Origin of the sequence: Cupriavidus sp. 2TAF22 (genome assembly GCF_052115045.1) — a bacterium.
Classification (GTDB): Bacteria; Pseudomonadota; Gammaproteobacteria; order Burkholderiales; family Burkholderiaceae; genus Cupriavidus.
On record NZ_JBFRFX010000013.1, the window covers coordinates 285,596 to 305,772 of the forward strand.

Consider the following 20,177-nt stretch of genomic DNA (forward strand, 5'->3'; position numbering starts at 1 on the left):
ACCCCCTCGGGAGGCACCAAAACGGGGCCTAGCCCCCTCGGTTCCAGTGGTGATTGCCGTCCAGCGGCAGGCCGTCGACACCGCAGCCCCGCAGCGTCCCGCTCTTCTCCAGCTGCTGCTTCGCGCCGTCATGACAGGGCTTGCACAGCGACTGCAGGTTCCGCTCGTCGTAGAACAACTGTTCGTCGCCACGATGCGGCGTCTTGTGGTCGACGATGGTGGCCAACGATCGGCGCCCAACCTGCGCGCAGAACGCACACCACGGGTGATCTTTCAATTGGTGGTGCCGGAGCCGAAACCATTGCTTGGTGCCGTACATGCGGCGCCAGTCTTTACGCTCCATGAACACCCCAAAAAGATTGGGCCGGTCGCAACCATGCACGACCGGCCCAACGAAAAGGCCCGCTTTCGGCGGGCCAAGGAGACACCACGACAACAGTGCGCCTGCGTGCTTACCGTTCGGAGCCCCCACTCGCCCGGAAAGCAAAAAGCCCGACCAGGTAAGAACCGGATCGGGCTTGTTTCGCTGCACGCACTGAAACCACAGCGTAGCCGAAATCTACCTAAGGAATCTCACGATTTCAAGAGCAGGTGCAAGGGTGGGTCCTTAACCCTCGGATTCTTAATGAAAAATTCGAGCGCTTTGAAAACCAGCAAATGCACGCGAAATGCCTTGGCGCGGCTCATGCCGAGTTCTTCCGCAGCGAGCCGCACGGGCATGCGCTCAATGTAGACCTTGCCGGCCAACTGGAACCACTCCAGCGGCATCTTGCGCAGCGCCTCGTGCGTGAGGTCGCACACCGGCTCCGACACCGGCACGTAGGCGCGCACCGGCATGGAACGGATCTCCTCAAGGGTGAGACAGCTTGCGCCATAGCCGTTGCGCTGGCCACCGCTCGACGCCCACTCGCCCCACGACTCCAGCCGCTCCACCACCCATGCCGGTGGCTCGTTGCCCGTACCCGATTCTGCGCGCTTTACCATCATGCCCTGCTCCAGTTTGCTCGCTTGCTCGGCGGCGGCGCGACGAGCGTTGCCAGCCTCCCGCGAGGCAGCGGCAGCGGCGGCACGCTCGCCACCTTGGCCGCGTGCACCGCCTCGTTTGCAGCGTGATTCAACCGCGCCAACTCACGCCTCCTTGCCACCTCCGCTGCGTGGACCGGCTCCCAGCCGTCCAGCTGCGCCTGCGTGATCAGCCAGCTGAGATAGCGCCACGGCGCGCGGATGCCGCCGGTCGCACACTCGCCCCGCCACTCGTCCAAAACAAGCTGGCCGAGCTTCGCGCCTAGCGGGCGCAGCCTTCGTGCAAGGTAGGCCCGCTGCTGGCCCGTCATGTCCACCGGCCACGCCAGATGCGCCTGCCACCGAACGAGGGACCTAGCCCCCTTCTCTGATTTCGGGGCCGCAGGCCCTTTCCCACCGCGCTTTGCCGGCTCGTGGCGTTCCTCTGAGAGCCGCTGCGCTTCTGACCCGGCCTGTGTTTCGCCGCCTTGGGTTTTATCGTCCTCTCGCACCGTAGGTGCGTGAGGGTCGATGGCCTTTCCATCCCTTTCGCGCCGTAGGCGAGAAGGGGTAGGGGAAGAGGCTTTTAATCCGGACTCCGGATGTGGGGCGGCTTTCGCGGTTCGGGCTGTTTTCCCGACAGCCTGTTTTCCCTTGTCCTGACTGGCTTGGCTGGCACCTGCCGGGTATGGCGAACCCTTGGCGGCTTTTTTTTGCGCGCAATTATCCGTGTCAGCGAGGAGGCAACGCAGGACCAGCTCACGATGGCCGCCCTCCTTTCGCACCAGGCCAAGGTTCACCAGCTGGTCCACGAGACGGCGAATCTGATCCCGGCTATACGCGAAGAAACGCACGCCAGGCCGCGCAAGGCGCTCGGTCCATTCCTTGATTGCCTGGTAGGAGATCGCGACAGTACGGCCCACCACACCCGTGCGGTAGTCCATGCGCGGGCGAATCCCCATGACGTAGACATTGACGGCATCCGCGCCGGCGCCGGCGAGAGCCTGCAACTCGGCGATAGTGAGCTTGATTGAAGTAGCAGACATGATGAGGTCTTACTGGCGGACTTGCGCCGCCATGGCATTGTTTGCCGCGGCTAGCGGCTTGTCGAAATCGCACAGGTCGTCCCACACGAGCGCAAGATCTGCGCTGCCGTCGTAGGTGGCGACCCAATGCTGCATGGCCTTGTCGACGCGCAACTGCGCCTCGTAGTCGGCATGCCGGATGCTGATGAGACGAAAGACGCGGCCACGACCATGCTTGATCGCAAAGACGCCGAAAGGCTCGCCACCCTTGAGGATGCGCTTTCTGATGCGCGCAAAGACAGAGAGCAACTCGCGCCGCGTGAGAGGCTTGCGCTTGCGCAACAGCGCACGCTGGCGCCCGGCCTGCGCCGAGGACAGCGAGGCCGGCAACAGATCAACCCGGGTCATTCGTCGCGCGCCCCCGGCTGCTGGACCTGCGCGGCCTCGACAGCCGTTGTCAGTTGCACCACCGCTTGCATGACGTCAAACGCCTCTTTCTTGATGCGCTCGCACTCCTTCGCATCAATGACGCCATCGCTCGCGTCTTCCATGACCACGGCCACCAACTCCGCGAATTCTTTCGAGAGGACGCCGACTTTTCGGATGATGTCCTGCGTTGCCGTAGGCCCTGCGGGAATGTCAACCGCCACCATGCCGTGCCGCAGATTCATCGCTTGCAACGGGGCGAACGGCCGCAGTACGTTGGCCTCCTGGCACAACTCCATGATGAGGCTGAATTCCTCGGCAGTGAGGAAATGAGAATAGATGTTCGGCCGCAGCTTGTTGCGCAGGACCGAAGGAACCACGTGCTTGTCCATGCGCCGACCCAGCGCCACCGCCAATCCCTCGACGCTGCCGGGGTAGCGGCGCGCCAAGTTGTACATCGACTCCAATGGATCGATGTCGGAATACTCGTAAGTCACGGTAACCCCCCGCAAAATTGATCGTGTCGCTTAAGCAGCACAATCGGATACTCTTCGTCAAAGCGCGGCGCTACGACCGCGCGCTCAGGAAGAAAACGTGTTCCAACCCAAGCCCAAATTTCTTCGCCGTTTGAATACCGTCGAGAGGCGGCGGAGTACCCCTCGACGTCATTCGGCGCGCTTCCGCGTCGCGCATGGTGCGGCCCTTAGCTTGCCAATAGCCTCAGCCATTCCTCGACAGGAATGAGCCAGAGCCGCGGCTCGACATAGAAAAGCTCTGGCCAGGCTCGCGGCCAATCGGCCCGTAAATCCTTGCGCGTGACCCGCCCCTCCGCGTGTCGCTCAATCAACACACACAGTTCGCACTTGAATCTCCCGCCCGCGCTAATCGCTTTGCGCAGGTAGCCCTCAGAGGTTCCCAGCGCGTTACAGAAGGCAGCGCGCTGCGCCCTATCGAGGCTGTTCAGGTAGGCCAGTAGCTTGTCCATGACGCCGGATATTACCATATTGTAATTTCCGAACAACACTCTTTGGTGTTTTACCTTAAAGTAATTGGTAGGGATAATTGTGGCCTATGACCATCGTTGACATCCGGCGCCAGCGCCTTCAACTCCTGATCTCGCAGAAGTACGGCACCCAGGCTGAATTCATCCGGCAGACCGGCATGAATCAGGGGGAAATTTCCGGCCTTTCGCGCGGCAGCAAGAGCTTTGGCGAGAAGAAGGCGCGACGTATTGAGGAGTTGGCGCACATCCCTCCCGGCTGGCTCGATCAGGCAACCGGGAGCGGAGACTTGCCGCTTTTTGGAAGTGCGGACTCTCCGGCAGACGCTTACAATTTCCCTTCTCTCGGGAACAACTTCGAAACCGGACCTGACATGAGGTCCCGGGCATACCCCGAGATATCATGGGTACAAGCGGGGATGTGGACAGAAATCGCGGATAACTTTGAACCTGCTACTGCGCAGGCCTATCACTACTGCCATAAGGATCTCGGGCCGCAAGGCTTCGTTTTGAGAGTCAAGGGCTACTCAATGACAGCGCCGGCGGGTCAGTCGCCGTCGTTCCCGGAAGGCATGCTGCTCTTCGTCAATCCGGACGTCGAAGCACAGCCTGGCAAGTTCGTCATCGTGCGCCGGAACGGCAACGAGGCAACGTTCAAAAAGCTGACCCTGGTCGACGGGGAGCTCTTTCTCGAGGCCCTCAATCCGGAGTGGCCCAACCGCTTTTTGCGCCTGCAAAAGGACGATCACATTTGTGGCGTCATCATGACCGCCACACTTGAGCTGTAACTCGCAGGGCACACCGTCCCTTAAGCGGCCCGCATTAGCCGCCCAGTAGAGCCGGCCGCGGAGCACCGCTTTTCACCTCAAAACGGACCTGACCAAGGGAGCTGGCCAATACCGTCTGCGCTTGGAGAATGCCTCCAGGACGTCGCACGGGCGAAAATATTACCAAACGGTGTTGACCTGTAATATTACTACTTGGTAATCTCGCCATCGACGGCACCGGCAGGTGCCCCTCGATGGAGAGTTCATGACCCGAAGGAATCGCCTCAAGACCGTGACCGCCCGCCGCGGCTTTCATGGTGGCCTACATTGGCTTACCCACGCCGCCCTGGCGGTGGCCGTCTACGCAGTCCATGCCTGCGCTCTTGAACACGACGAGCGCGCACCCACAGCCGTCAAGAGCGCTCCCAGCGCGGCTTAGGCACATGCCGCCGCTGCCTTTCTCAAAAGTCGCCCTGCTGAAGGAGTTTCGCCGCCTCAAGTGGAGCGGCGTCCCCGAGGAGGCGCTCGAACACACCCCTACCCGCCTCGCCCTGATCGCGTCTGTGAAGACGCGCCTGCGGGCCGAGGCCACGAAGCGCAGCGCCGCTCGCCGGCGCACGCGACCCGCCGACGACTTCAAGCGCCGCCAGGCCAACGACCTCGATTGAAGGACCCACCATGCTGATCGGACTCACCGGCCGCGGTGCCGGCCGGGCTTTCGCCGCCGACTATCTGGCGCGCACGCACGCCTTTGTCGCCGCCCCCTCTGTAACTGACGCTCTCGTCGACGAACTCAGCGCCCACCACGTCCTGGTGTTGGATCTCGCCGGCCCCGAAGACGCCCAAGAGTTGCGCGTGCGCGGCGGCATCGTCGTGCACCTGGTCGACCCGGCTCTGCCGAACTTCGGCCCTGACAACGGCATTGAGCTGCGACCCATCGACCGCGAAATCAACGCCGCGCTCGACATCTGCCGGGCTTGCGATGCGCTCGACGCGCTGGTCGGCGACGCTGAATTCATGGAGGGCTGAACCATGCGCAAATCCCGCAACAAGCCCTATCGACCTCGCCAGCTCCGCGTGCCGATGACAGCGGAGAACACGGCCAAGCTCGAACTGCAGTGGTACGTCCACCTGGACGGCTTTCTGCGCACGCCAACAGCCGATGGTTACAACACCGTGGTGACCATGGTTGCCACCACGGAACGCGCTGTTCACGCCCAGGGAATCGCCGAGTTTGATCCCTACATCCGCTCAGTCAAGCGCGCGCTTTGCAGCATCGTGGATCGCTGCGCCGATGGGACGGACGTCAACATCACCCAGCAGGAACGCGCCACGCTCGCTGCGGGCGCGTCATTCATCGAGGCAGCCATCAAACGCTGCCGCTACGACACGTTTGTCATGGCCCGCGCCGAGACCGCCGCAGAGCGCAGACGCCTCGGCGTGCATCTCACCACCGCCTGACCCCGCCGCCGCAAGAGGATTCCATGTCCACACACCTTCGCAATATCACCCTGCTGTCGACATTCGGCGCTGCTATTTCCGAGCGCCTTGCCAAGTCCATCGTGCCGCTGCACGACCTGCCCGATCACGAACTGGCGCGCCGCCTGGTGGAGAGCATTGGCCACAGCGACGCCGTCGATGTTGGCTTGTTCGCCATGCTCCTGCACAGCCGCGGGATGGATCGCAAAGCGCTAGCCACGCACGCGGTAGCGCCGCTGCTCAATGTCATCCGAAGCGAGATCGCCCAGCTCGAGCGCGCCGAGCTGGAGGAGCGCATTGCGCAGCCTTACGGCTACTGGCTCGACGGCGAGTGGTACGGCTACCAGCCCGACGAGAAGGAACCGTTGCGCCCCGGAGAAACGCGCACGCTTACCCCGGTCTGGACGCACAACGAAGCCGTAACCTTTGTGGGCGTCCCCGTCGACGGCCGCGATGACGTGGAACCGATGCCAGCCACCACCGAAGATGCCGCCCTGCTTCGCCCCTACCTCAAGGCAGGAGACGCGCAATGAACGCGAAGGCACGCCGCAACGCCGAGAGGTTCGGCACCAGCATTGGCGAGCGCCTTCCGGCCGATCACGGCCTGCGCCTCGCCGCCCCCTCACGCGGCGCTATCCGCTCGATCCGCCCACACACGGATGACCTTGCCGTGGACCAGCTCGCCACCGCCATGAAGGCGAAGCTCGCCGCATGCCGTAGCAAAGGCCGGGCGGGCTGGGACAACCCGCTGGAGTGCTCGGTGGAGCGACTCGCCCAGATGATGGCCGAAGCCGTATGCAAGGGCGACCCCATCGACGTGGCCAACTTCGCCGCGATGCTGCATGCCCGCGCCGCGGCGCACCAGGTCGTTGCCGAGCACGCCGCGCGTGCGCTGCTGCGGGGCAACCGCGAGGCCTGCGCCGAGGATCGCGTCAACGCTTGCCGCTATCAGGCCATCCGCGACCTCGATCACAGCGCCGAGCTGCAGGCCGCACTCCGCATTGGCGGCTCCGCCCTGGACTCCGCCACCGACCAGACCATTACCAACGAAGAGAGCGCACACGCATGACCACGTTTCTGTTTCCCGACGAAGAAGAGAGCCACGCCTACTGGTCGACGCGCGAATTCAAGGCATGGGCCGTGACGCTCACGACCGGCCCGGAGAAGAAGCCCACCGCTCGGCACGTCATGTATGTACGGGCTCGCACAGCTGAGTCAGCCAAGTCCTGCGCGCTCGAAAACAACTTCGCCGTGAAAGGCCGGATTCGCGCGCACGCGCGGCTGGCCACCTGGCGCGAGCTTGGCTGCATGAGGGCCGTCGCATGAACCAAAGGACGCCAAGAGACAGCGGGTGGCGGCATGACCGACCGCTACCAAGCGGATATCCACCCGTATCCGCGATTTACCAATGAAGTGAGTATGGAAGTAACAGCACAACGAATCATCGAATTGACCCCGCCAGGCTTGGCGAATTGGAGCGAAAAGTGAACGTCGTCACCAACATTGAACAAAAGGCAGGCACGGCGCCGGCAGTGGCGCCCAAAACGCAGCGCCTTTACCGCGTCCGCGAGGTGATGGGCCAGCTTAGCATCTCCAAGGCAACGGTCTACCGCATGGTGGCCGCTGGTACACTCCGCCTCGTAAAGATCGGCCCACGCTCGAGCGGCATCACGGCAGAGAGCATCGAGGCGCTCCTGCAGGGGTCGAAAGGCTAGCAGAATGAAGTTGGGTAGCTAGATGGGTAGCCAGAAGACATTTTTCAGAATAATCAACCCGGAAAGCCTTACCCATCATAGAACAAGATAAACCATGAGAATCGCAACCTGGAACGTCAATTCGCTCAAGGTCCGGCTGCCGCAGGTGCTGGACTGGCTGATCGAGCAGGAAAAAGCGGATACCCCCATCGACGCCCTGTGCCTGCAGGAGCTGAAGATGCCGGACGACAAGTATCCGCTGGCCGAACTGGAGAGCGCGGGTTTTCACAGCGTCTTCACCGGCCAGAAGACCTATAACGGCGTGGCGATCCTGGCGCGCAACGTGACCATGGCCACGCCCGCCGACGTGGTGCGCAATATCCCCGGCTTCGAGGACGCCCAGCAGCGCGTGGTGGCCGCGACCTATGGCGACGTGCGCCTGGTGTGCGCGTATTTCCCCAACGGCCAGGCCCCCGACTCCGACAAGTTCACCTACAAGCTGAACTGGCTGCAGGCCATGACCGCATGGCTGCGCGGGGAGATGGCGAAGTACCCGAAGCTTGCGCTGCTGGGCGACTTCAACATCGCGCCCGAGGACCGCGACGTGCACGACCCGGCGAAGTGGGAAGGCCAGAACCTGGTCTCCCCGCCCGAGCGGGAAGCCTTCCGGGCGCTGGAAGCACTCGGCCTGACCGATGCCTTCCGCATGTTCGAGCAGCCGGAAAAGAGCTTTTCCTGGTGGGATTACCGCATGTTCGCCTTCCGCCGCAACGCCGGCTTGCGCATCGACCACATCCTGCTGTCGCCGGCCTTGCGCGAATCGTGCAGCGCCTGCGTGATCGACCGGGTGCCGCGCACCTGGGAGCAGCCGTCCGACCACACGCCGGTGGTGGCCACGCTGGGCTGAGGGGGCAACCCCGGGGCGCCTTTCCGGATAGCGGGGCCGGCGGAAGGATTCAGGCTATCGGGGAAGCCACCGGCTCGCGTGAAGGCGCCCGCGCGGCTACACTTGCGACCATGAAACCGGCCACCTTCCGCCACCGCAATCTTCCCCACCTGCTGCTGCAGGCCCGTGAAACGCTGATGGCGGGCTTCCGGCCCATCCTGCGCCAGCACGGCCTGACCGAGCAGCAATGGCGCGTGGTGCGCACGCTCAACGAGCAAGGCGAGATGGAGCCGAACCAGCTCGCCGATGCCTGCCTCATCCTCAGCCCGAGCCTGACGCGGATGCTGTCGAGCATGGAGGAAGCGGGCCTGATCCTGCGCTCGCGCTCCACCACGGACCAGCGCCGCCAGCAGATCTCGCTGACGGACAAGTGCCGCGCCCTGATCGCCGAGATGGAGCCACTGATCGACCGCCGCTACGAGGAACTCGAACGCATGATCGGCGCCGAGCGGCTGGGCAAGGTCTACGGTGCGATCGACGAACTGCTGGAGAGCTTCAGCGACCAGGACCCGCGCGCATGAGCATCGCGGCCCCGGAGGGAAGGCTGGCACGCCTGCTGCCGGCGTGGCGCCACCGCGTAAGCACCGCCTCCCTGCGCGCCGACCTGGTGGCCGGCCTGCTGGGCGCCGTGCTGGTGCTGCCGCAGGGCGTGGCCTTCGCCACGCTGGCCGGCCTGCCACCGCAGTACGGCATCTACGCGGCGGTCATCCCCTGCATCGTCGCGGCCCTGTTCGGCTCGAGCTGGCACGTGATGTCCGGCCCGACCAACGCCAATTCGCTGGCGCTGTTCGCCATGCTGAGCCCGGTGGCATTTGCCGGCAGCCCGGCGTATATCAATCTCGCCCTGGCCGTGACCATCATGGTTGGCGTCCTGCAGCTGGCCGTGGGCACGCTGCGGCTGGGCACGCTGGCCAACTTCATCTCACCTTCGGTGCTGCTCGGCTTTACCTGCGGCGCGGCGACGCTGATCGGCCTCTATGCACTCAAGGACCTGTTCGGCCTGGCCGTGCCCACGGGCACCAGCGCCTTCGGCGTGGTGCGCTTCCTGTTCGACAACGCCGCCACCATCAACTGGAGCGCGTTCACCGTGGCCATGGTGACGCTGGCCGTCACGGTCGCCGTGAAGCGGGTCTGGCGCCGCCTGCCCTTCATGCTGCTAGGCCTGCTGGCGGGCTACGCGGTCGCGCTGCTGCTCAACATGCCGGACTGGAGCCAGGGCGCGCGCCATGTCAATGTGGTGGGGCCGATCCCGTCGGCAATCCCGTCCTTCCATCTTCCCGGCATCGACTGGCATGCCATCCCCGACCTGCTGGGCATTGCCGCCGCGCTGACCATCGTCGCGCTCGGGCAGTCGATCTCGATCGCCAAGGCGGTGGCACTGCGCTCCGGCCAGCATATCGACGCCAACCGCGAATTCATCGGCCAGGGCTTGTCGAATATCGCCGGCGGCCTGTTCTCCGCCTATATCTCCTGCGGCTCGCTCAACCGCTCGATGCCCAACTACGAGGCCGGCGCCCAAACCCCGCTGGCAGGCGTGTTCTCGGCCTTGCTGCTGGTGGTGCTGGTGAGCGCCAGCGCGCCGCTGCTCGCGCAGATTCCGCTGGCGGCGATCTCCGCCATGCTGCTGCTGGTCGCATGGGGCCTGTTCGATTTCGCCCGCCTGCGGCGCATTGCCAGCCTGAGCCGCGCCGAGTTCGCCATCGCCATCAGTACCTTTGCCGCCACGCTCGCCATCCGCCTGGAAATGGCGGTCCTGCTCGGCACCATCCTGTCGCTGGTGGCCTACCTGTACCGCACCTCGCGGCCCGCCGTGCGCAGCCTGGTGCCTGACGCGGATGATCCCGACCGCCGCTTCACCCCGCTCGACGAACTGCGTCGCCCGCAGCCGGAGTGCCCGCAGCTCAAGCTGCTGCGCATGGAAGGCGCGATCTACTTCGGCGCCGTCCAGTACGTCACCGACAGGTTGCACCATGCGCGCACCGCGCATCCCGGCCAGGTCCACCTGCTGGCCATGACCAAGAGCATGAACTTCATCGACCTTGCTGGCGCCGAGATGTGGGAGAGCGAGCTCACCGAGCGGCGGGCCGCCGGCGGCGACCTGTATTTCCACCGTCCGCGCACGCAGGTGCTACAGACCTGGGACCAGACCGGATTCGCGGCCAAGCTGGGCGAGGAACATATCTTCTCCACCAAGCGGCAGGCCCTGCACACCATCATCGCGCGGCTGGATCCGGCGGTGTGCCGTGAATGCCGCGCGCGCGTCTTCGAAGAATGCGCAAGCCGCCCGGGCGGGTCGCTTACCCAGGGGAGAGCCGGCATGAACCGCGAGGACACACCAGAACCAGCGCGGGAACGCGCAGCTTGACGACGATCGGGGATGGAAAGAGAAACGCCGGAGAGAACCCGGCGCCAGGCGGCTAGAAGCCGCAAACACGTGAAGCGGGCGCCCGGGATCGGACCGATGACCGGCCCGGACTGAAACCCGCTTCAGAGCGGCGCCACATGGGCGCGCTTGACTACCACCGGCTGGGCAGCGCCCTGCTCGATCAGCACCACCGCGGCACGTTCGATGGTCTCGCGCCCGGCGCGGAAAGCCTCTTCCAGCGACAGCACCTGGTCGGCGCTGAAGCCTTCCCACAGCGCCTCGCGCGTCACCACGCAAGTCACCGGTTGGCCATCGACCATGGCGTGAAATAGCAAGCCTTCATTGTTGATATCGTAACGCTCTTGCTCTTGGAATTTGATATCCATCGGTAAAGCCCTCCATTGCAAGTGATAATCCATCCTAACATGGGTCGGCCCGACTCGTCCGCAAAGGCCTACGCTTAGCGCGCCCCCAAGCAAGACTGAAGAGCCCGCGAGGAGTTCCCGTGCCATGCGCGGGCCTCTTTGGCCAGCGTTGCCCGCTCACGTCGCGCCGAATCGATCGCATGAAGGCCGCATGCGGTCCGCACGCAGGAAAAGATCACCAAACATTTGACAAACTCAAAAACGATGATAGAATCTTTTTCTTCGTTGGGGCGTTAGCTCAGTTGGTAGAGCAGCGGACTCTTAATCCGTAGGTCGAGTGTTCGAGTCACTCACGCCCCACCAGCGAATTCAAAAAGCCGGAAGCAGAAATGCTCCCGGCTTTTTTCATTTGTCGATACAACCCGGTGGATCAAACTCGGCGGATACGACTCGGCGGACACCCACCCGGCGGATGCTGCCCGCGTGGTCCGTCCATCCGGTGATGGCCACCCGTATTGATATCGCATCAATGTGACACCTGTCATCGGCACCATCGGCCGCCAGGGCATCCGTGCACGCCATCCTCCCGAAGAGCCATTCCGAAGGGCAAAAAAAAGCCCGCGCATCAGCGCAGGCTCGGGAAGGGTCAGGGGCGTTCGGGGAACGTCCCGGTGACAAGTTTGAATACATTGGAGACATGGCGCTGCCCCACTCGAGTGGGGTCGCGCGCACCCGGCAATCCGGCGTGTGTCGCGCCGCGCCTGCGGCACAGGCTCAGGCCGCCTCGCCCGCGCGCTCGAACAGCGTGCGCGCCAGGCTGCGGTGCCGCGCGAGCACGCGCGGCAACTCGACGCTCAGCAGCTCTCCGCCGCGCACCACGACCCTTCCGTTGATCACACTGGTGGCGACATTGCCGGGCGTGCAGAACACCAGCGCCGCCACCGGATCGTGGCCCGCGCCCGCATAGGCCACCGCATCCATGTCGAAGGACACGAAATCGGCCGACATGCCTGGCGCCAGCGCGCCGATATCGTCGCGGCCCAGTACCCGCGCGCCGCCCAGCGTGGCGATCTCCAGCGCTTCGCGCGCGCCCATGGCCGCCGGCCCGTAGCCTACCCGCTGCAACAGCATCGCCTGGCGCGCCTCGCCCAGCATGTGCGCGCCGTCGTTGGAGGCGCTGCCGTCCACGCCCAGGCCCACCGGCACCCCGGCGTCGCGCATCGCCCGCACCGGGGCAATGCCCGAGGCCAGCCGCATATTGGAGCACGGGCAATGGGCCACGCCGGTGCCGGTCCGCGCGAACAGTGCGATGCCCTCGTCGTCGAGCTTCACGCAGTGCGCGTGCCACACGTCGGCGCCGACCCAGCCGAGCTCCTCGGCGTACTGCGCGGGAGTCAGGCCGAACTTCTCGTGCGAGTAGGCGATGTCGTTGTCGTTCTCGGCCAGATGGGTATGCATCGACACGCCATAGCTGCGCGCCAGCAGCGCCGACTCGCGCATCAGGTCGCGCGAGACGGAAAACGGCGAGCACGGCGCCACCACCACGCGCAGCATGGCGTGGCGCGAGGCATCGTGATATTGCTCGATCAGCCGCCGGCTGTCGGCGAGAATGGCGCGCTCATCCTCCACCACCGAATCGGGCGGCAGGCCACCCTGGCTGCGGCCCACGCTCATCGAGCCGCGCGCGGCATGGAAGCGCATGCCCATCTCGCCCGCGGCGGCGATCGAGTCATCCAGGCGCGCGCCATTGGGGTAGAGGTAGAGATGGTCGCTGGTCGTGGTGCAGCCCGACAGCATCAGCCCGGCCATCGCGGTGCGCGTCGAGACGTCGATCATCTCCGGCGTCAGGTGCGACCAGAGCATGTAGAGATTGCTGAGCCAGGCGAACAGCTCGGCATCCTGCGCCGCCGGTACGGCGCGGGTCAGGCTCTGGTACATGTGGTGGTGCGTGTTGACGAGGCCGGGCGTCACGACGTGGCCACGCATGTCGAGCACCTCGGCGCGCCCCTGGTCGATCAGCTGGCGATACTGCGGCGGCAGGTCCGCGCTGGCGCCCACCCATGCGATCGCCGGGCCTTGCGCCACCAGCGCGCCGTCCGCAATCTCGCGGCGCTGAGCGTCCATGGTGACGAGCACATCGGCGTGGAGCAGGATCAGGGTCATGGCGCAATCTCCGGTTCGGGAACAAGGCAGGCCCGCGCAGTCTACGGCGCGCGCCGCGCCCGGCAAAGCATCGAATTTCGCCCACGCTGTGCGCAAAAAGAGCACAGCGCCGGCCGCGCCCGGGAAGGCACCAGAAAATGCCTGAAGGCGCTAGCGCGCAGCGTCGAACACGGCCGCCAGGCCCGCGCCGATGCAGTCCGCCATCAGGCCGGCTGCCGCGCCGAGCGGATTGCGCGCGCGCGCCACCAGCCGCAAGGTCTGGCGCGGCAGGTTGCCATCGCGCAAGGGCAGCCATGCCAGCGCGCCGCGTGCCCGCTCGTCCAGCACATCGAGCGGGTTGAGCAAGGCGATGCCGGCGCCGAGCATGACCAGGCTGCGCATCAGCGCCGTCGACGTGGTCTCCGTCACCGGCGACACCGCCAGCCCCGCGCGCGCGAAGCCCTCGTCGAGAATGCCGCGCAGCGACATCGACGGCGCCGGCAGGATCACGGGCCAGGCCAGGCATTCGGCCAGTAGCGCCGACGGCTGCGCCGCCAGCGCGTGGCCGGGCTGCACCACCACCCCGATCGGCCAGTCGCTGCCGGCGAGGATGCGGAACGCCGCCACATCCGGCATGTCGTAGCCCAGGCCGAGATCGGCATCGCCACGCTCGACGGCGCCGACGATCTCCGCCACCGGAAGATCGAGCAAGCGCACCAGGATGCCCGGATATTGCTGGCGAAAGCCATGCACCAGCGATGGCATCAGCGAACCGGCCAGGCCCGCCGTGGTGGCAACCGTGACTTCGCCCTGGCGCACGCCCTTGACGGCCTCGATCCGGCTGCGAAGCAGTTCGTGTTCGCGCAGCGTCTGCCTTACGTGCGCCAGCACCATCTCTCCCAGCGGCGTGAGCCGCAGGCGCTTGTTGATGCGTTCGAACAGGGGCGCGCCCAGCTCGGCCTCCAGGTCCAGGATCTGCCGGTTGATCGCGCTTGGCGCCACATGCAGGTGCAGCGCGGCCTGGCGGATCGAGCCGCGGCTCACCACCTCGTCAAGGTAGCGCAGGACTCTGGCGTGCATGCAGGACTCTCCGGTCTGGATCTGGGCGGGAAGGCGGGAACGAGCGCATTGTAGCCGCTGGCCCTCCCGCTCCCCGGCATCGCCGGCAGGGCGCCCCCCCCACTCCGTCGGCGTTGCGCTGACACGTTTGTCGGACAGCGCCCGCATGCCAGGGGCGGCTGCGCACGGGACAATGGCTGCGCATCCCGGCGGCATGGAGTACGCTGCCTTGAAGGATACGGATGCCGGCGCCGGCCGCCGGCGCAAAGGTGCGGCCCGCTCCGCCCGATCGACTCCTGCGGCGCCCGGTGCGCCGACCGCCATGACCGCCAAGACCAGCAAGCCGAAATCCGCCCACGGGGCCGGTGCGAAGCACAACGCAAAGCCGGCTGCCAAGGCGCTGCGCAAGACAGCGCGGAAACCCGCGGCCAAGCCCGCCAAGCCCCGGCCTCCCGCCGCCGACAAGCGCGAAGACGTCTTGCTGCGCTGCCGGAACCTGAAGATGGCGCGCTCCGCCCACGCTTACGTGCGGGGCAACACGCGCAAGTTCTACGAATGGCTGGAAGCCAAGCAGCCGCACACGCTGCCCGAAGGCCCCGCGATCTGGATCTGCGGCGACTGCCACGTCGGCAACCTCGGCCCGGTCGCGGACATCCAGGGCGACGTCGCCATCCAGATCCGCGATCTCGACCAGACCGTGATCGGCAACCCGGCGCACGACCTGATCCGCCTGGCGCTGTCGCTGGCCACCGCCGCGCGCGGCTCCGACCTGCCCGGCGTGATCACCGCGCGCATGCTGGAGAGCCTGGTGGTCGGATACGAGAGCGCCTTCGACAATCCGGACGCCGCGGCCGGATTGGTATCGCGCCGGCCCGCCGCGGTGCGCACCGTGATGCGCCTGGCGCTCGGGCGCAAGTGGAAGCATCTCGCACGCGAGCGCCTGCAGGACACCACGCCGGCCATCCCGCTCGGCAAACGGTTCTGGCCGCTCGCAAAGGACGAGCGCGAAGCGATCCGCGCACTGTTCGAACGGCGCGAGATCGCGCACCTCGCCACGCTGCTGACCTCGCGCGACGAGGGCGCGCGCGTGGAGATGGTAGACGCGGCCTACTGGGTCAAGGGCTGCAGTTCGCTGGGACGCTTGCGCTACGCCGTGCTGCTGTCGGTAGGCAGCCAGGACAGCCCGAGCCCCGAAGTCTGCCTCATCGATATCAAGGAAGCCGTGAAGGCAGCGGCACCGAGCTACCCGAAGGTCAGCATGCCGCGCGGCAACGGCGAGCGCGTGGCCGAAGGCGCGCGACATCTGTCGCCTGCGCTGGGCGACCGCATCGCCTGTTCGACCCTGCTCGACAGATCGGTCTTCATGCGCGAACTGCTGCCGCAGGATCTCAAGCTGGAGATCGACACCCTGCCACAGGAAGAGGCCAGCCGCGTGGCGATGTACCTGGGCGAGGTGGTAGGCAACGCCCACGCGCGGCAGATGGACCTCTCCACCCAGCGCGCCTGGCTGGCCGAACTCGCACGTAACCGCTCGAAGCAACTCGATGCGCCATCATGGTTGTGGACCAGCGTGCTGGATCTGATCGCCAGCCACGAGGTGGGCTACCTCGAGCATTGCCGCATGTTCGCACTCGATCAGGCCACGCGCGCCTGAGCACGCGCGTCGCCGCCGTCGACGAGCCGCGCGCCGGGACACGGCGAGGCCAGGCGGGGCGATCCGCAACTGCGCCTGCAATGAGACCCGAGACAAAAAATCATCGAACGTTTGACAAACTCAAAAACGATGATAGAATCTCTTTCTTCGTTGGGGCGTTAGCTCAGTTGGTAGAGCAGCGGACTCTTAATCCGTAGGTCGAGTGTTCGAGTCACTCACGCCCCACCAGCGAATTCAAAAAGCCGGAAGCAGAAATGCTTCCGGCTTTTTTCATTTCCACCCCTGGCATTGTTTCGAGCCCCTCCCTTCGCTCCTCGCTCGCACATTTCCCCATTCTTCCTTGTTCGCATCGCCCGCCAGGCGCATGCGCCTCGCATGCCGGATGCCCGGATGGCAAGCTGATACCGGGTTGATACCGATTCCGCCGGCCACGCTTTCACGGTTGAATTGCGCCTGAAGCACATCGCGGAACATGGTTCCGCATTACGGAACCATTCCGGTCGCTTCGCAAAACCCGTGGCAGCTTGCGCCCGCTGCCCGGGACCTCGCGGCAAGCCGGCAGGGCAGCAAACAAAAACGACGGGACAGCCGGCGCAGACCGCCACGCCCGCACCCTGGCCGGACCGCAAGCAGACCTAGAATCTTCGGAGCCTCTCTTGAAAGCAGTCTTGAAAGTCAGTAGCGCAGCTTGTCTGGTCCTCGTTGGCCTGTGCCAGGGCGCCTTTGCACAAACCTACCCCACCAAGCCGATCCGCCTGATTGTTCCGTTCGCCGCGGGCGGCACCACCGACATCGTGGCACGCTCGGTAGCCGACGGCATCGGGCGCGAGCTCGGCCAGCCGGTGGTCGTGGAAAACCGTGGCGGCGGCGGTGGCGTGATCGGCGCCGACGCGCTGGCCAAGTCCGCACCGGACGGCTACACGCTGGGCATCGCCACGGTCAGCACCATGGCGACCAACCCGGCCACCAACGCCCGCAACCCCTACGATCCGCTCAAGGACTTCGCGCCGATCACCAACCTGGTCAACGTGCCGAACGTGCTGACGGTCAATCCGAAGGTGCCGGCCAAGACCCTGCAGGAATTCGTCGCGCTGGTGAAGGCCAATCCCGGCAAGTACAGCTACGCCTCGGCAGGCAAGGGCAGCATCTCGCATCTGGACGGCGAGCTGTTCAAGTTCCTGACCAAGACGGACATGGTCCACGTTCCCTATCGTGGATCGGGCCCTGCCCTGAACGATACGCTGGCGGGCCAGGTCAGCGGCCAGTTTGACAACCTGCCGTCCTCGATGCCCCATATCCAGGCTGGCAAGCTGCGTGCCCTGGCGGTGGCCGCGCCCAAGCGCGTGGAAGGCCTGCCTGAAGTGCCGACCTTCGCCGAAGCCGGCATGAAGGACATGAACAATATGGCCTGGTACGGCCTGGTGGCGCCCGCCAACACGCCTGCGGCCATCGTCGCCAAGGTGCATGACGCCGCCGTGAAGACCCTGCAGGATCCCAACGTCAAGCGCCGCCTGGCTGAAAGCGGGGCCTACCCCGACGGCAATACGCCGCAGCAATATGCCGCCCAGATCAAGCGTGAACTGGAACTGCGCAAGAAGATCGCGCACGACCAGAACATCACGCTCGAGTAAGCACCGGGCGAATCCGGCCATCCCCGGCCGGATTCGCTGCATGCCCGCTCTGCGCCCGGGCCCGTGCGGGCCCGCGAGGTGGCCTTTCCGCCGCCTCCGCCGCCCTGCCACGCCCGCCCTCCCTGCCATACCTGTCCGCGCTTGATCTAGCGCACGATTCCTGCCTGTATTCGATGTTTCAATACAGGGGGAAGAAAGATTGACTTCGCAGGGTCCTCCCGAGTCGGTAAAGTAGCCGGGTCAGACAAGCAGTTCTACGGCCATGCCCCCTGCCCGTGGCCAATACTCACGAGGATGAAAATGCGCAACAAGACCGTATCCGCCCTGATCATTGCAGCCATGACCGCCTTTGGCGGCGCGCAACTGGCGCATGCCCAGAAGAACTACACCGATGGCGGCGACCTGTATGGCGGCAGCCATACCAACAAGGTGGACCCCAACAAGAGCGCCGCCAAGTCGGGCAAGTTCGACCCCTATACCGATGGCGCCAAGAAGTCGACCAAGTCCAGCCTGAACGCGGACGGCACCAAGGGCGCCAAGAAGAAGGCCGATCCCTACACCGATGGCGCCAAGTCCGGCAAGTTCGATCCGTACTCGGATGGTGCCAAGTCGGGCAAGCCCGATCCCTACACCGACGGCGCGAACGCCGCGCCCAAGCAGTAAGCCTGCCTGCCCGCCTCCGGCGGGCATTGCCGCGGTTGGTGCGCTAGCGCACCGTCCGCGCGCGCTGCCGGCAGCAGCATCGGTACAGCACACCGCAACTGCAACGCCCGCTTGAAACGCCGCCATGCGGAAGACGCCGCACGGGGAAACGCGGGATATATCCCGGCATGAAACAGATAGCCGCCGACAGCCTCGGGCGCTGCGCGGCTTCATGCTTCCGGTACCGCCTTTCATTGCTTGCCAGTTATTGCACCCATCTCCTTTCGGAGACCATCATGCTAGACGTGCTGATACTCATGGCTTCCTCCCTGGTGCTGGCGGTACTGATCTTCAAGGGATAGGAATACTTCGGGAAATTCCCGGCCCCGCGGGGCCGGCGGCAGATGGGGAAGGCACGGAGGCGGCGCGCGCATCTTCCCGCCGGATCACGCTGCTGCCCGCGTGCCGACGCCACCCATGGTGCCTTCCTCGCGGAAGCGGGCGTGCCATGCCAGCGCTTCTTCGATCAGGTGCGGCGTATGCCCGCCGCGCCGTCCGGCACGCGTCACATAGTCCTGCAGCAAATCGCGGTAGAGCGGATCGGCGCAGTTGGCGATGATCTGCCGGGCCCGTTCGCGCGGCGCCAGGCCGCGCAGGTCGGCAAGGCCGTGCTCGGTCACGATGATGTCGACATCATGCTCGGTGTGGTCGACATGCGAGACCATGGGCACGATGCTCGAGATCGCACCGGCCTTGGCCACGGACTTGGTGACGAACACCGAGATATGCGCGTTGCGCGCAAAATCGCCCGAGCCGCCGATACCGTTCATCATATGCGTGCCACCCACATGGGTGGAATTCACGTTGCCGTAGATGTCGCACTCCAGCGCCGTGTTGATGGTGATCAGGCCGAGCCGGCGCAGCACCTCCGGATGGTTGCTGATCTCCTGCGGGCGCAGGATCACGCGCGCCTTGTAGCGCTCCAGGTCCGCCAGGAAGCGCGCATAGACGGGGCTGCTCAAGGTGACCGACGATGCCGAAGCAAAGCTCAGCCGCCCGGCGTCCAGCAGTTCGATGGTGCTGTCCTGCAGCACTTCCGAATACATCTTCAGGTCGCGGAACGGCGAATCGATCAGGCCGTGCAGCACCGCGTTGGCAATGGTGCCGATGCCGGCCTGCAGCGGCTGCAGCGCCGGCGCCAGCCGGCCCGCGCGAACTTCATGCAGGAGGAAATCGTTCAGGTGCCCCGCGATCTGCCGGGTTTCCTGGTCGGGCGGCAAGGCGTTGGACGGGCTGTCGTCCTTCTGCGTGATCACGATCGCCGCGATCCTGGCCGGGTCCACCGGGATATACGGCAGGCCGATGCGCTGCTCGGCCGCGATCAGCGGGATCGGCTGGCGGTACGGGCGCGGCGTGGGCAGGTAGATGTCGTGTAGGCCTTCCAGCCCGGCCGGCATATTGAGATTGATCTCGACGATGACCTTGCTGGCCAGCATGGCAAAGCTGGCCGAATTGCCCACCGAAGTGGTCGGCACGATGCCGCCGGTTTCGGTGATGGCGACGGCTTCCACCACCGCCACGTCCACCGGCGCGATCTGGCGGCCGCGCAGCTGCTCCACGGTCTCCGACAGATGCTGGTCGATGAACATCACTTCGCCCGCATTGATCTTGCGCCGCAGCGTCGGATCGACCTGGAACGGCAGGCGCCGCGCCAGGACATTGGCCTCGGACAGGATCTTGTCGGTGTCGTTGCCCAGCGAAGCGCCGGTCATCAGCGTGATGCGAAGCGGCTCGGTTTGCGCGCGCCGGGCCAGCGCTTCGGGCACGGCCTTGCAGTCGCCCGCGCGGGTGAAGCCGCTCATGCCGACGGTCATGCCATCGCGGATCATCGCTGCCGCGGCTTGCGCCGGCATGACCTTGCCGAGGAGGCTGTCCAGCCGGATTCGTTCCTTGTACATCTTATGTCTCCATGAAACCTGT

Annotated in this window: 26 protein-coding genes and 2 tRNA genes; 18 read left to right on the forward strand and 10 right to left on the reverse strand. The window is 65.4% G+C overall.

The annotated features are described in order from the left end of the window. Positions 1 to 28 precede the first annotated feature (28 nt). The 6 genes from AB4Z48_RS17750 to AB4Z48_RS17775 all read right to left on the reverse strand — a co-directional run bounded on the left by AB4Z48_RS17750 (position 29) and on the right by AB4Z48_RS17775 (position 3,438). Positions 29 to 343: an HNH endonuclease gene (locus AB4Z48_RS17750; protein ID WP_441616216.1), complete on the reverse strand. Its 315-nt coding sequence runs from the start codon at positions 341 to 343 to the stop codon at positions 29 to 31. A 230-nt stretch (positions 344 to 573) separates the two neighbouring features. Next, positions 574 to 987, reverse strand: coding sequence for a hypothetical protein (locus tag AB4Z48_RS17755; protein ID WP_441616218.1), 414 nt, complete (start codon positions 985 to 987; stop codon positions 574 to 576). Continuing rightward, a complete protein-coding gene (locus AB4Z48_RS17760) occupies positions 984 to 2,048 on the reverse strand; it encodes a hypothetical protein (RefSeq protein ID WP_441616220.1) in 1,065 nt (354 codons plus the stop codon). Before AB4Z48_RS17760 ends, AB4Z48_RS17755 begins: the two co-directional genes overlap by 4 nt. A gap of 9 nt (positions 2,049 to 2,057) precedes the next feature. Next, the gene (locus AB4Z48_RS17765) at positions 2,058 to 2,435 is read right to left on the reverse strand and encodes a hypothetical protein (RefSeq protein WP_441616222.1); all 378 of its coding nucleotides are present in this window, start codon (positions 2,433 to 2,435) and stop codon (positions 2,058 to 2,060) included. Next, positions 2,432 to 2,950, reverse strand: coding sequence for a phage regulatory CII family protein (locus AB4Z48_RS17770; protein ID WP_441616224.1), 519 nt, complete (start codon positions 2,948 to 2,950; stop codon positions 2,432 to 2,434). Before AB4Z48_RS17770 ends, AB4Z48_RS17765 begins: the two co-directional genes overlap by 4 nt. 206 nt (positions 2,951 to 3,156) lie before the next feature. Continuing rightward, positions 3,157 to 3,438 (reverse strand): Cro/Cl family transcriptional regulator, encoded by a 282-nt coding sequence (locus AB4Z48_RS17775; protein ID WP_441616226.1) that lies wholly within the window; start codon positions 3,436 to 3,438, stop codon positions 3,157 to 3,159. Between the two features lie 86 nt (positions 3,439 to 3,524). Here AB4Z48_RS17775 and AB4Z48_RS17780 point away from each other — a divergent pair, with 86 nt between their 5' ends. The 12 genes from AB4Z48_RS17780 to AB4Z48_RS17835 all read left to right on the forward strand — a co-directional run bounded on the left by AB4Z48_RS17780 (position 3,525) and on the right by AB4Z48_RS17835 (position 10,704). After that, positions 3,525 to 4,241: a LexA family protein gene (locus AB4Z48_RS17780; RefSeq protein WP_441616228.1), complete on the forward strand. Its 717-nt coding sequence runs from the start codon at positions 3,525 to 3,527 to the stop codon at positions 4,239 to 4,241. Between the two features lie 422 nt (positions 4,242 to 4,663). Further along, positions 4,664 to 4,888: a hypothetical protein gene (locus AB4Z48_RS17785; protein WP_441616230.1), complete on the forward strand. Its 225-nt coding sequence runs from the start codon at positions 4,664 to 4,666 to the stop codon at positions 4,886 to 4,888. Between the two features lie 10 nt (positions 4,889 to 4,898). Further along, entirely contained in the window at positions 4,899 to 5,249 is a 351-nt protein-coding gene (locus AB4Z48_RS17790; RefSeq protein ID WP_441616232.1) for a hypothetical protein, read from the forward strand. Between the two features lie 3 nt (positions 5,250 to 5,252). Then, positions 5,253 to 5,681 carry a hypothetical protein gene (locus AB4Z48_RS17795; protein ID WP_441616234.1) on the forward strand — a complete coding sequence of 143 codons (429 nt, stop codon included), beginning with the start codon at positions 5,253 to 5,255 and terminating at the stop codon, positions 5,679 to 5,681. A 23-nt stretch (positions 5,682 to 5,704) separates the two neighbouring features. Beyond that, a complete protein-coding gene (locus tag AB4Z48_RS17800; protein WP_441616236.1) occupies positions 5,705 to 6,232 on the forward strand; it encodes a hypothetical protein in 528 nt (175 codons plus the stop codon). Further along, positions 6,229 to 6,768 (forward strand): hypothetical protein, encoded by a 540-nt coding sequence (locus AB4Z48_RS17805; protein WP_441616238.1) that lies wholly within the window; start codon positions 6,229 to 6,231, stop codon positions 6,766 to 6,768. The genes AB4Z48_RS17800 and AB4Z48_RS17805 overlap by 4 nt, the downstream gene beginning before the upstream one ends. Continuing rightward, a complete protein-coding gene (locus AB4Z48_RS17810) occupies positions 6,765 to 7,025 on the forward strand; it encodes a hypothetical protein (protein ID WP_441616240.1) in 261 nt (86 codons plus the stop codon). Before AB4Z48_RS17805 ends, AB4Z48_RS17810 begins: the two co-directional genes overlap by 4 nt. Before the next feature lie 33 nt (positions 7,026 to 7,058). Further along, the gene (locus AB4Z48_RS17815; protein WP_441616242.1) at positions 7,059 to 7,187 is read left to right on the forward strand and encodes a hypothetical protein; all 129 of its coding nucleotides are present in this window, start codon (positions 7,059 to 7,061) and stop codon (positions 7,185 to 7,187) included. Further along, positions 7,184 to 7,414, forward strand: coding sequence for a helix-turn-helix transcriptional regulator (locus AB4Z48_RS17820; RefSeq protein ID WP_441616244.1), 231 nt, complete (start codon positions 7,184 to 7,186; stop codon positions 7,412 to 7,414). Before AB4Z48_RS17815 ends, AB4Z48_RS17820 begins: the two co-directional genes overlap by 4 nt. Positions 7,415 to 7,508: 94 nt before the next feature. Then, a complete protein-coding gene (gene xth, locus AB4Z48_RS17825; protein ID WP_441616246.1) occupies positions 7,509 to 8,300 on the forward strand; it encodes an exodeoxyribonuclease III in 792 nt (263 codons plus the stop codon). Between the two features lie 110 nt (positions 8,301 to 8,410). Continuing rightward, a complete protein-coding gene (hpaR, locus tag AB4Z48_RS17830; RefSeq protein ID WP_441616248.1) occupies positions 8,411 to 8,860 on the forward strand; it encodes a homoprotocatechuate degradation operon regulator HpaR in 450 nt (149 codons plus the stop codon). Next, positions 8,857 to 10,704 carry a SulP family inorganic anion transporter gene (locus AB4Z48_RS17835; protein ID WP_441616250.1) on the forward strand — a complete coding sequence of 616 codons (1,848 nt, stop codon included), beginning with the start codon at positions 8,857 to 8,859 and terminating at the stop codon, positions 10,702 to 10,704. Before hpaR ends, AB4Z48_RS17835 begins: the two co-directional genes overlap by 4 nt. Before the next feature lie 122 nt (positions 10,705 to 10,826). Here the strand turns inward: AB4Z48_RS17835 and AB4Z48_RS17840 are convergent, their stop codons facing one another. After that, positions 10,827 to 11,090 carry a DUF1488 domain-containing protein gene (locus AB4Z48_RS17840; RefSeq protein ID WP_441616252.1) on the reverse strand — a complete coding sequence of 88 codons (264 nt, stop codon included), beginning with the start codon at positions 11,088 to 11,090 and terminating at the stop codon, positions 10,827 to 10,829. 266 nt (positions 11,091 to 11,356) lie between these two features. Between AB4Z48_RS17840 and AB4Z48_RS17845 the strand changes: the two genes are divergently transcribed. After that, positions 11,357 to 11,432 (forward strand) — tRNA-Lys (locus AB4Z48_RS17845). A 411-nt stretch (positions 11,433 to 11,843) separates the two neighbouring features. On the opposite strand, the gene AB4Z48_RS17850 is transcribed toward AB4Z48_RS17845, so the two are convergent. Then, complete coding sequence (locus tag AB4Z48_RS17850; protein ID WP_441616254.1) at positions 11,844 to 13,232, reverse strand: 8-oxoguanine deaminase; 1,389 nt, start codon at positions 13,230 to 13,232, stop codon at positions 11,844 to 11,846. Between the two features lie 150 nt (positions 13,233 to 13,382). Next, entirely contained in the window at positions 13,383 to 14,291 is a 909-nt protein-coding gene (locus AB4Z48_RS17855) for a LysR substrate-binding domain-containing protein (RefSeq protein ID WP_441616256.1), read from the reverse strand. 301 nt (positions 14,292 to 14,592) lie between these two features. Between AB4Z48_RS17855 and AB4Z48_RS17860 the strand changes: the two genes are divergently transcribed. The 5 genes from AB4Z48_RS17860 (at position 14,593) to AB4Z48_RS17880 (ending at position 18,559) form a co-directional block, all read left to right on the forward strand. Then, positions 14,593 to 15,924 carry a DUF2252 family protein gene (locus AB4Z48_RS17860; protein ID WP_441616258.1) on the forward strand — a complete coding sequence of 444 codons (1,332 nt, stop codon included), beginning with the start codon at positions 14,593 to 14,595 and terminating at the stop codon, positions 15,922 to 15,924. Between the two features lie 152 nt (positions 15,925 to 16,076). Then, positions 16,077 to 16,152 (forward strand) — tRNA-Lys (locus AB4Z48_RS17865). Between the two features lie 428 nt (positions 16,153 to 16,580). Then, positions 16,581 to 17,555, forward strand: a complete 975-nt coding sequence (locus tag AB4Z48_RS17870; protein ID WP_441616260.1) for a Bug family tripartite tricarboxylate transporter substrate binding protein — start codon at positions 16,581 to 16,583, stop codon at positions 17,553 to 17,555. 300 nt (positions 17,556 to 17,855) lie between these two features. Next, entirely contained in the window at positions 17,856 to 18,218 is a 363-nt protein-coding gene (locus AB4Z48_RS17875) for a hypothetical protein (protein WP_441616262.1), read from the forward strand. Positions 18,219 to 18,385: 167 nt separating this feature from the next. Then, positions 18,386 to 18,559, forward strand: a complete 174-nt coding sequence (locus AB4Z48_RS17880; RefSeq protein WP_441616263.1) for a hypothetical protein — start codon at positions 18,386 to 18,388, stop codon at positions 18,557 to 18,559. Positions 18,560 to 18,643: 84 nt separating this feature from the next. On the opposite strand, the gene AB4Z48_RS17885 is transcribed toward AB4Z48_RS17880, so the two are convergent. Further along, positions 18,644 to 20,155 carry an acetyl-CoA hydrolase/transferase family protein gene (locus AB4Z48_RS17885; protein ID WP_441616265.1) on the reverse strand — a complete coding sequence of 504 codons (1,512 nt, stop codon included), beginning with the start codon at positions 20,153 to 20,155 and terminating at the stop codon, positions 18,644 to 18,646. Positions 20,156 to 20,177 lie beyond the last annotated feature (22 nt).

Coding starts and splice junctions, on each gene's coding strand:
- AB4Z48_RS17780 (WP_441616228.1), top strand. CDS start 3,525: ATGACCATCGTTGACATCCGGCGCCAGCGCCTTCAACTCCTGATCTCG.
- AB4Z48_RS17750 (WP_441616216.1), bottom strand. CDS start 343: ATGGAGCGTAAAGACTGGCGCCGCATGTACGGCACCAAGCAATGGTTT.
- AB4Z48_RS17840 (WP_441616252.1), bottom strand. CDS start 11,090: ATGGATATCAAATTCCAAGAGCAAGAGCGTTACGATATCAACAATGAA.
- AB4Z48_RS17880 (WP_441616263.1), top strand. CDS start 18,386: ATGAAACAGATAGCCGCCGACAGCCTCGGGCGCTGCGCGGCTTCATGC.
- AB4Z48_RS17885 (WP_441616265.1), bottom strand. CDS start 20,155: ATGTACAAGGAACGAATCCGGCTGGACAGCCTCCTCGGCAAGGTCATG.
- AB4Z48_RS17810 (WP_441616240.1), top strand. CDS start 6,765: ATGACCACGTTTCTGTTTCCCGACGAAGAAGAGAGCCACGCCTACTGG.
- AB4Z48_RS17760 (WP_441616220.1), bottom strand. CDS start 2,048: ATGTCTGCTACTTCAATCAAGCTCACTATCGCCGAGTTGCAGGCTCTC.
- xth (WP_441616246.1), top strand. CDS start 7,509: ATGAGAATCGCAACCTGGAACGTCAATTCGCTCAAGGTCCGGCTGCCG.
- AB4Z48_RS17860 (WP_441616258.1), top strand. CDS start 14,593: ATGACCGCCAAGACCAGCAAGCCGAAATCCGCCCACGGGGCCGGTGCG.
- AB4Z48_RS17850 (WP_441616254.1), bottom strand. CDS start 13,232: ATGACCCTGATCCTGCTCCACGCCGATGTGCTCGTCACCATGGACGCT.
- AB4Z48_RS17855 (WP_441616256.1), bottom strand. CDS start 14,291: ATGCACGCCAGAGTCCTGCGCTACCTTGACGAGGTGGTGAGCCGCGGC.
- AB4Z48_RS17795 (WP_441616234.1), top strand. CDS start 5,253: ATGCGCAAATCCCGCAACAAGCCCTATCGACCTCGCCAGCTCCGCGTG.
- AB4Z48_RS17755 (WP_441616218.1), bottom strand. CDS start 987: ATGATGGTAAAGCGCGCAGAATCGGGTACGGGCAACGAGCCACCGGCA.
- AB4Z48_RS17800 (WP_441616236.1), top strand. CDS start 5,705: ATGTCCACACACCTTCGCAATATCACCCTGCTGTCGACATTCGGCGCT.
- AB4Z48_RS17805 (WP_441616238.1), top strand. CDS start 6,229: ATGAACGCGAAGGCACGCCGCAACGCCGAGAGGTTCGGCACCAGCATT.
- hpaR (WP_441616248.1), top strand. CDS start 8,411: ATGAAACCGGCCACCTTCCGCCACCGCAATCTTCCCCACCTGCTGCTG.
- AB4Z48_RS17875 (WP_441616262.1), top strand. CDS start 17,856: ATGCGCAACAAGACCGTATCCGCCCTGATCATTGCAGCCATGACCGCC.
- AB4Z48_RS17790 (WP_441616232.1), top strand. CDS start 4,899: ATGCTGATCGGACTCACCGGCCGCGGTGCCGGCCGGGCTTTCGCCGCC.
- AB4Z48_RS17775 (WP_441616226.1), bottom strand. CDS start 3,438: ATGGACAAGCTACTGGCCTACCTGAACAGCCTCGATAGGGCGCAGCGC.
- AB4Z48_RS17785 (WP_441616230.1), top strand. CDS start 4,664: ATGCCGCCGCTGCCTTTCTCAAAAGTCGCCCTGCTGAAGGAGTTTCGC.
- AB4Z48_RS17835 (WP_441616250.1), top strand. CDS start 8,857: ATGAGCATCGCGGCCCCGGAGGGAAGGCTGGCACGCCTGCTGCCGGCG.
- AB4Z48_RS17815 (WP_441616242.1), top strand. CDS start 7,059: ATGACCGACCGCTACCAAGCGGATATCCACCCGTATCCGCGATTTACC.
- AB4Z48_RS17765 (WP_441616222.1), bottom strand. CDS start 2,435: ATGACCCGGGTTGATCTGTTGCCGGCCTCGCTGTCCTCGGCGCAGGCC.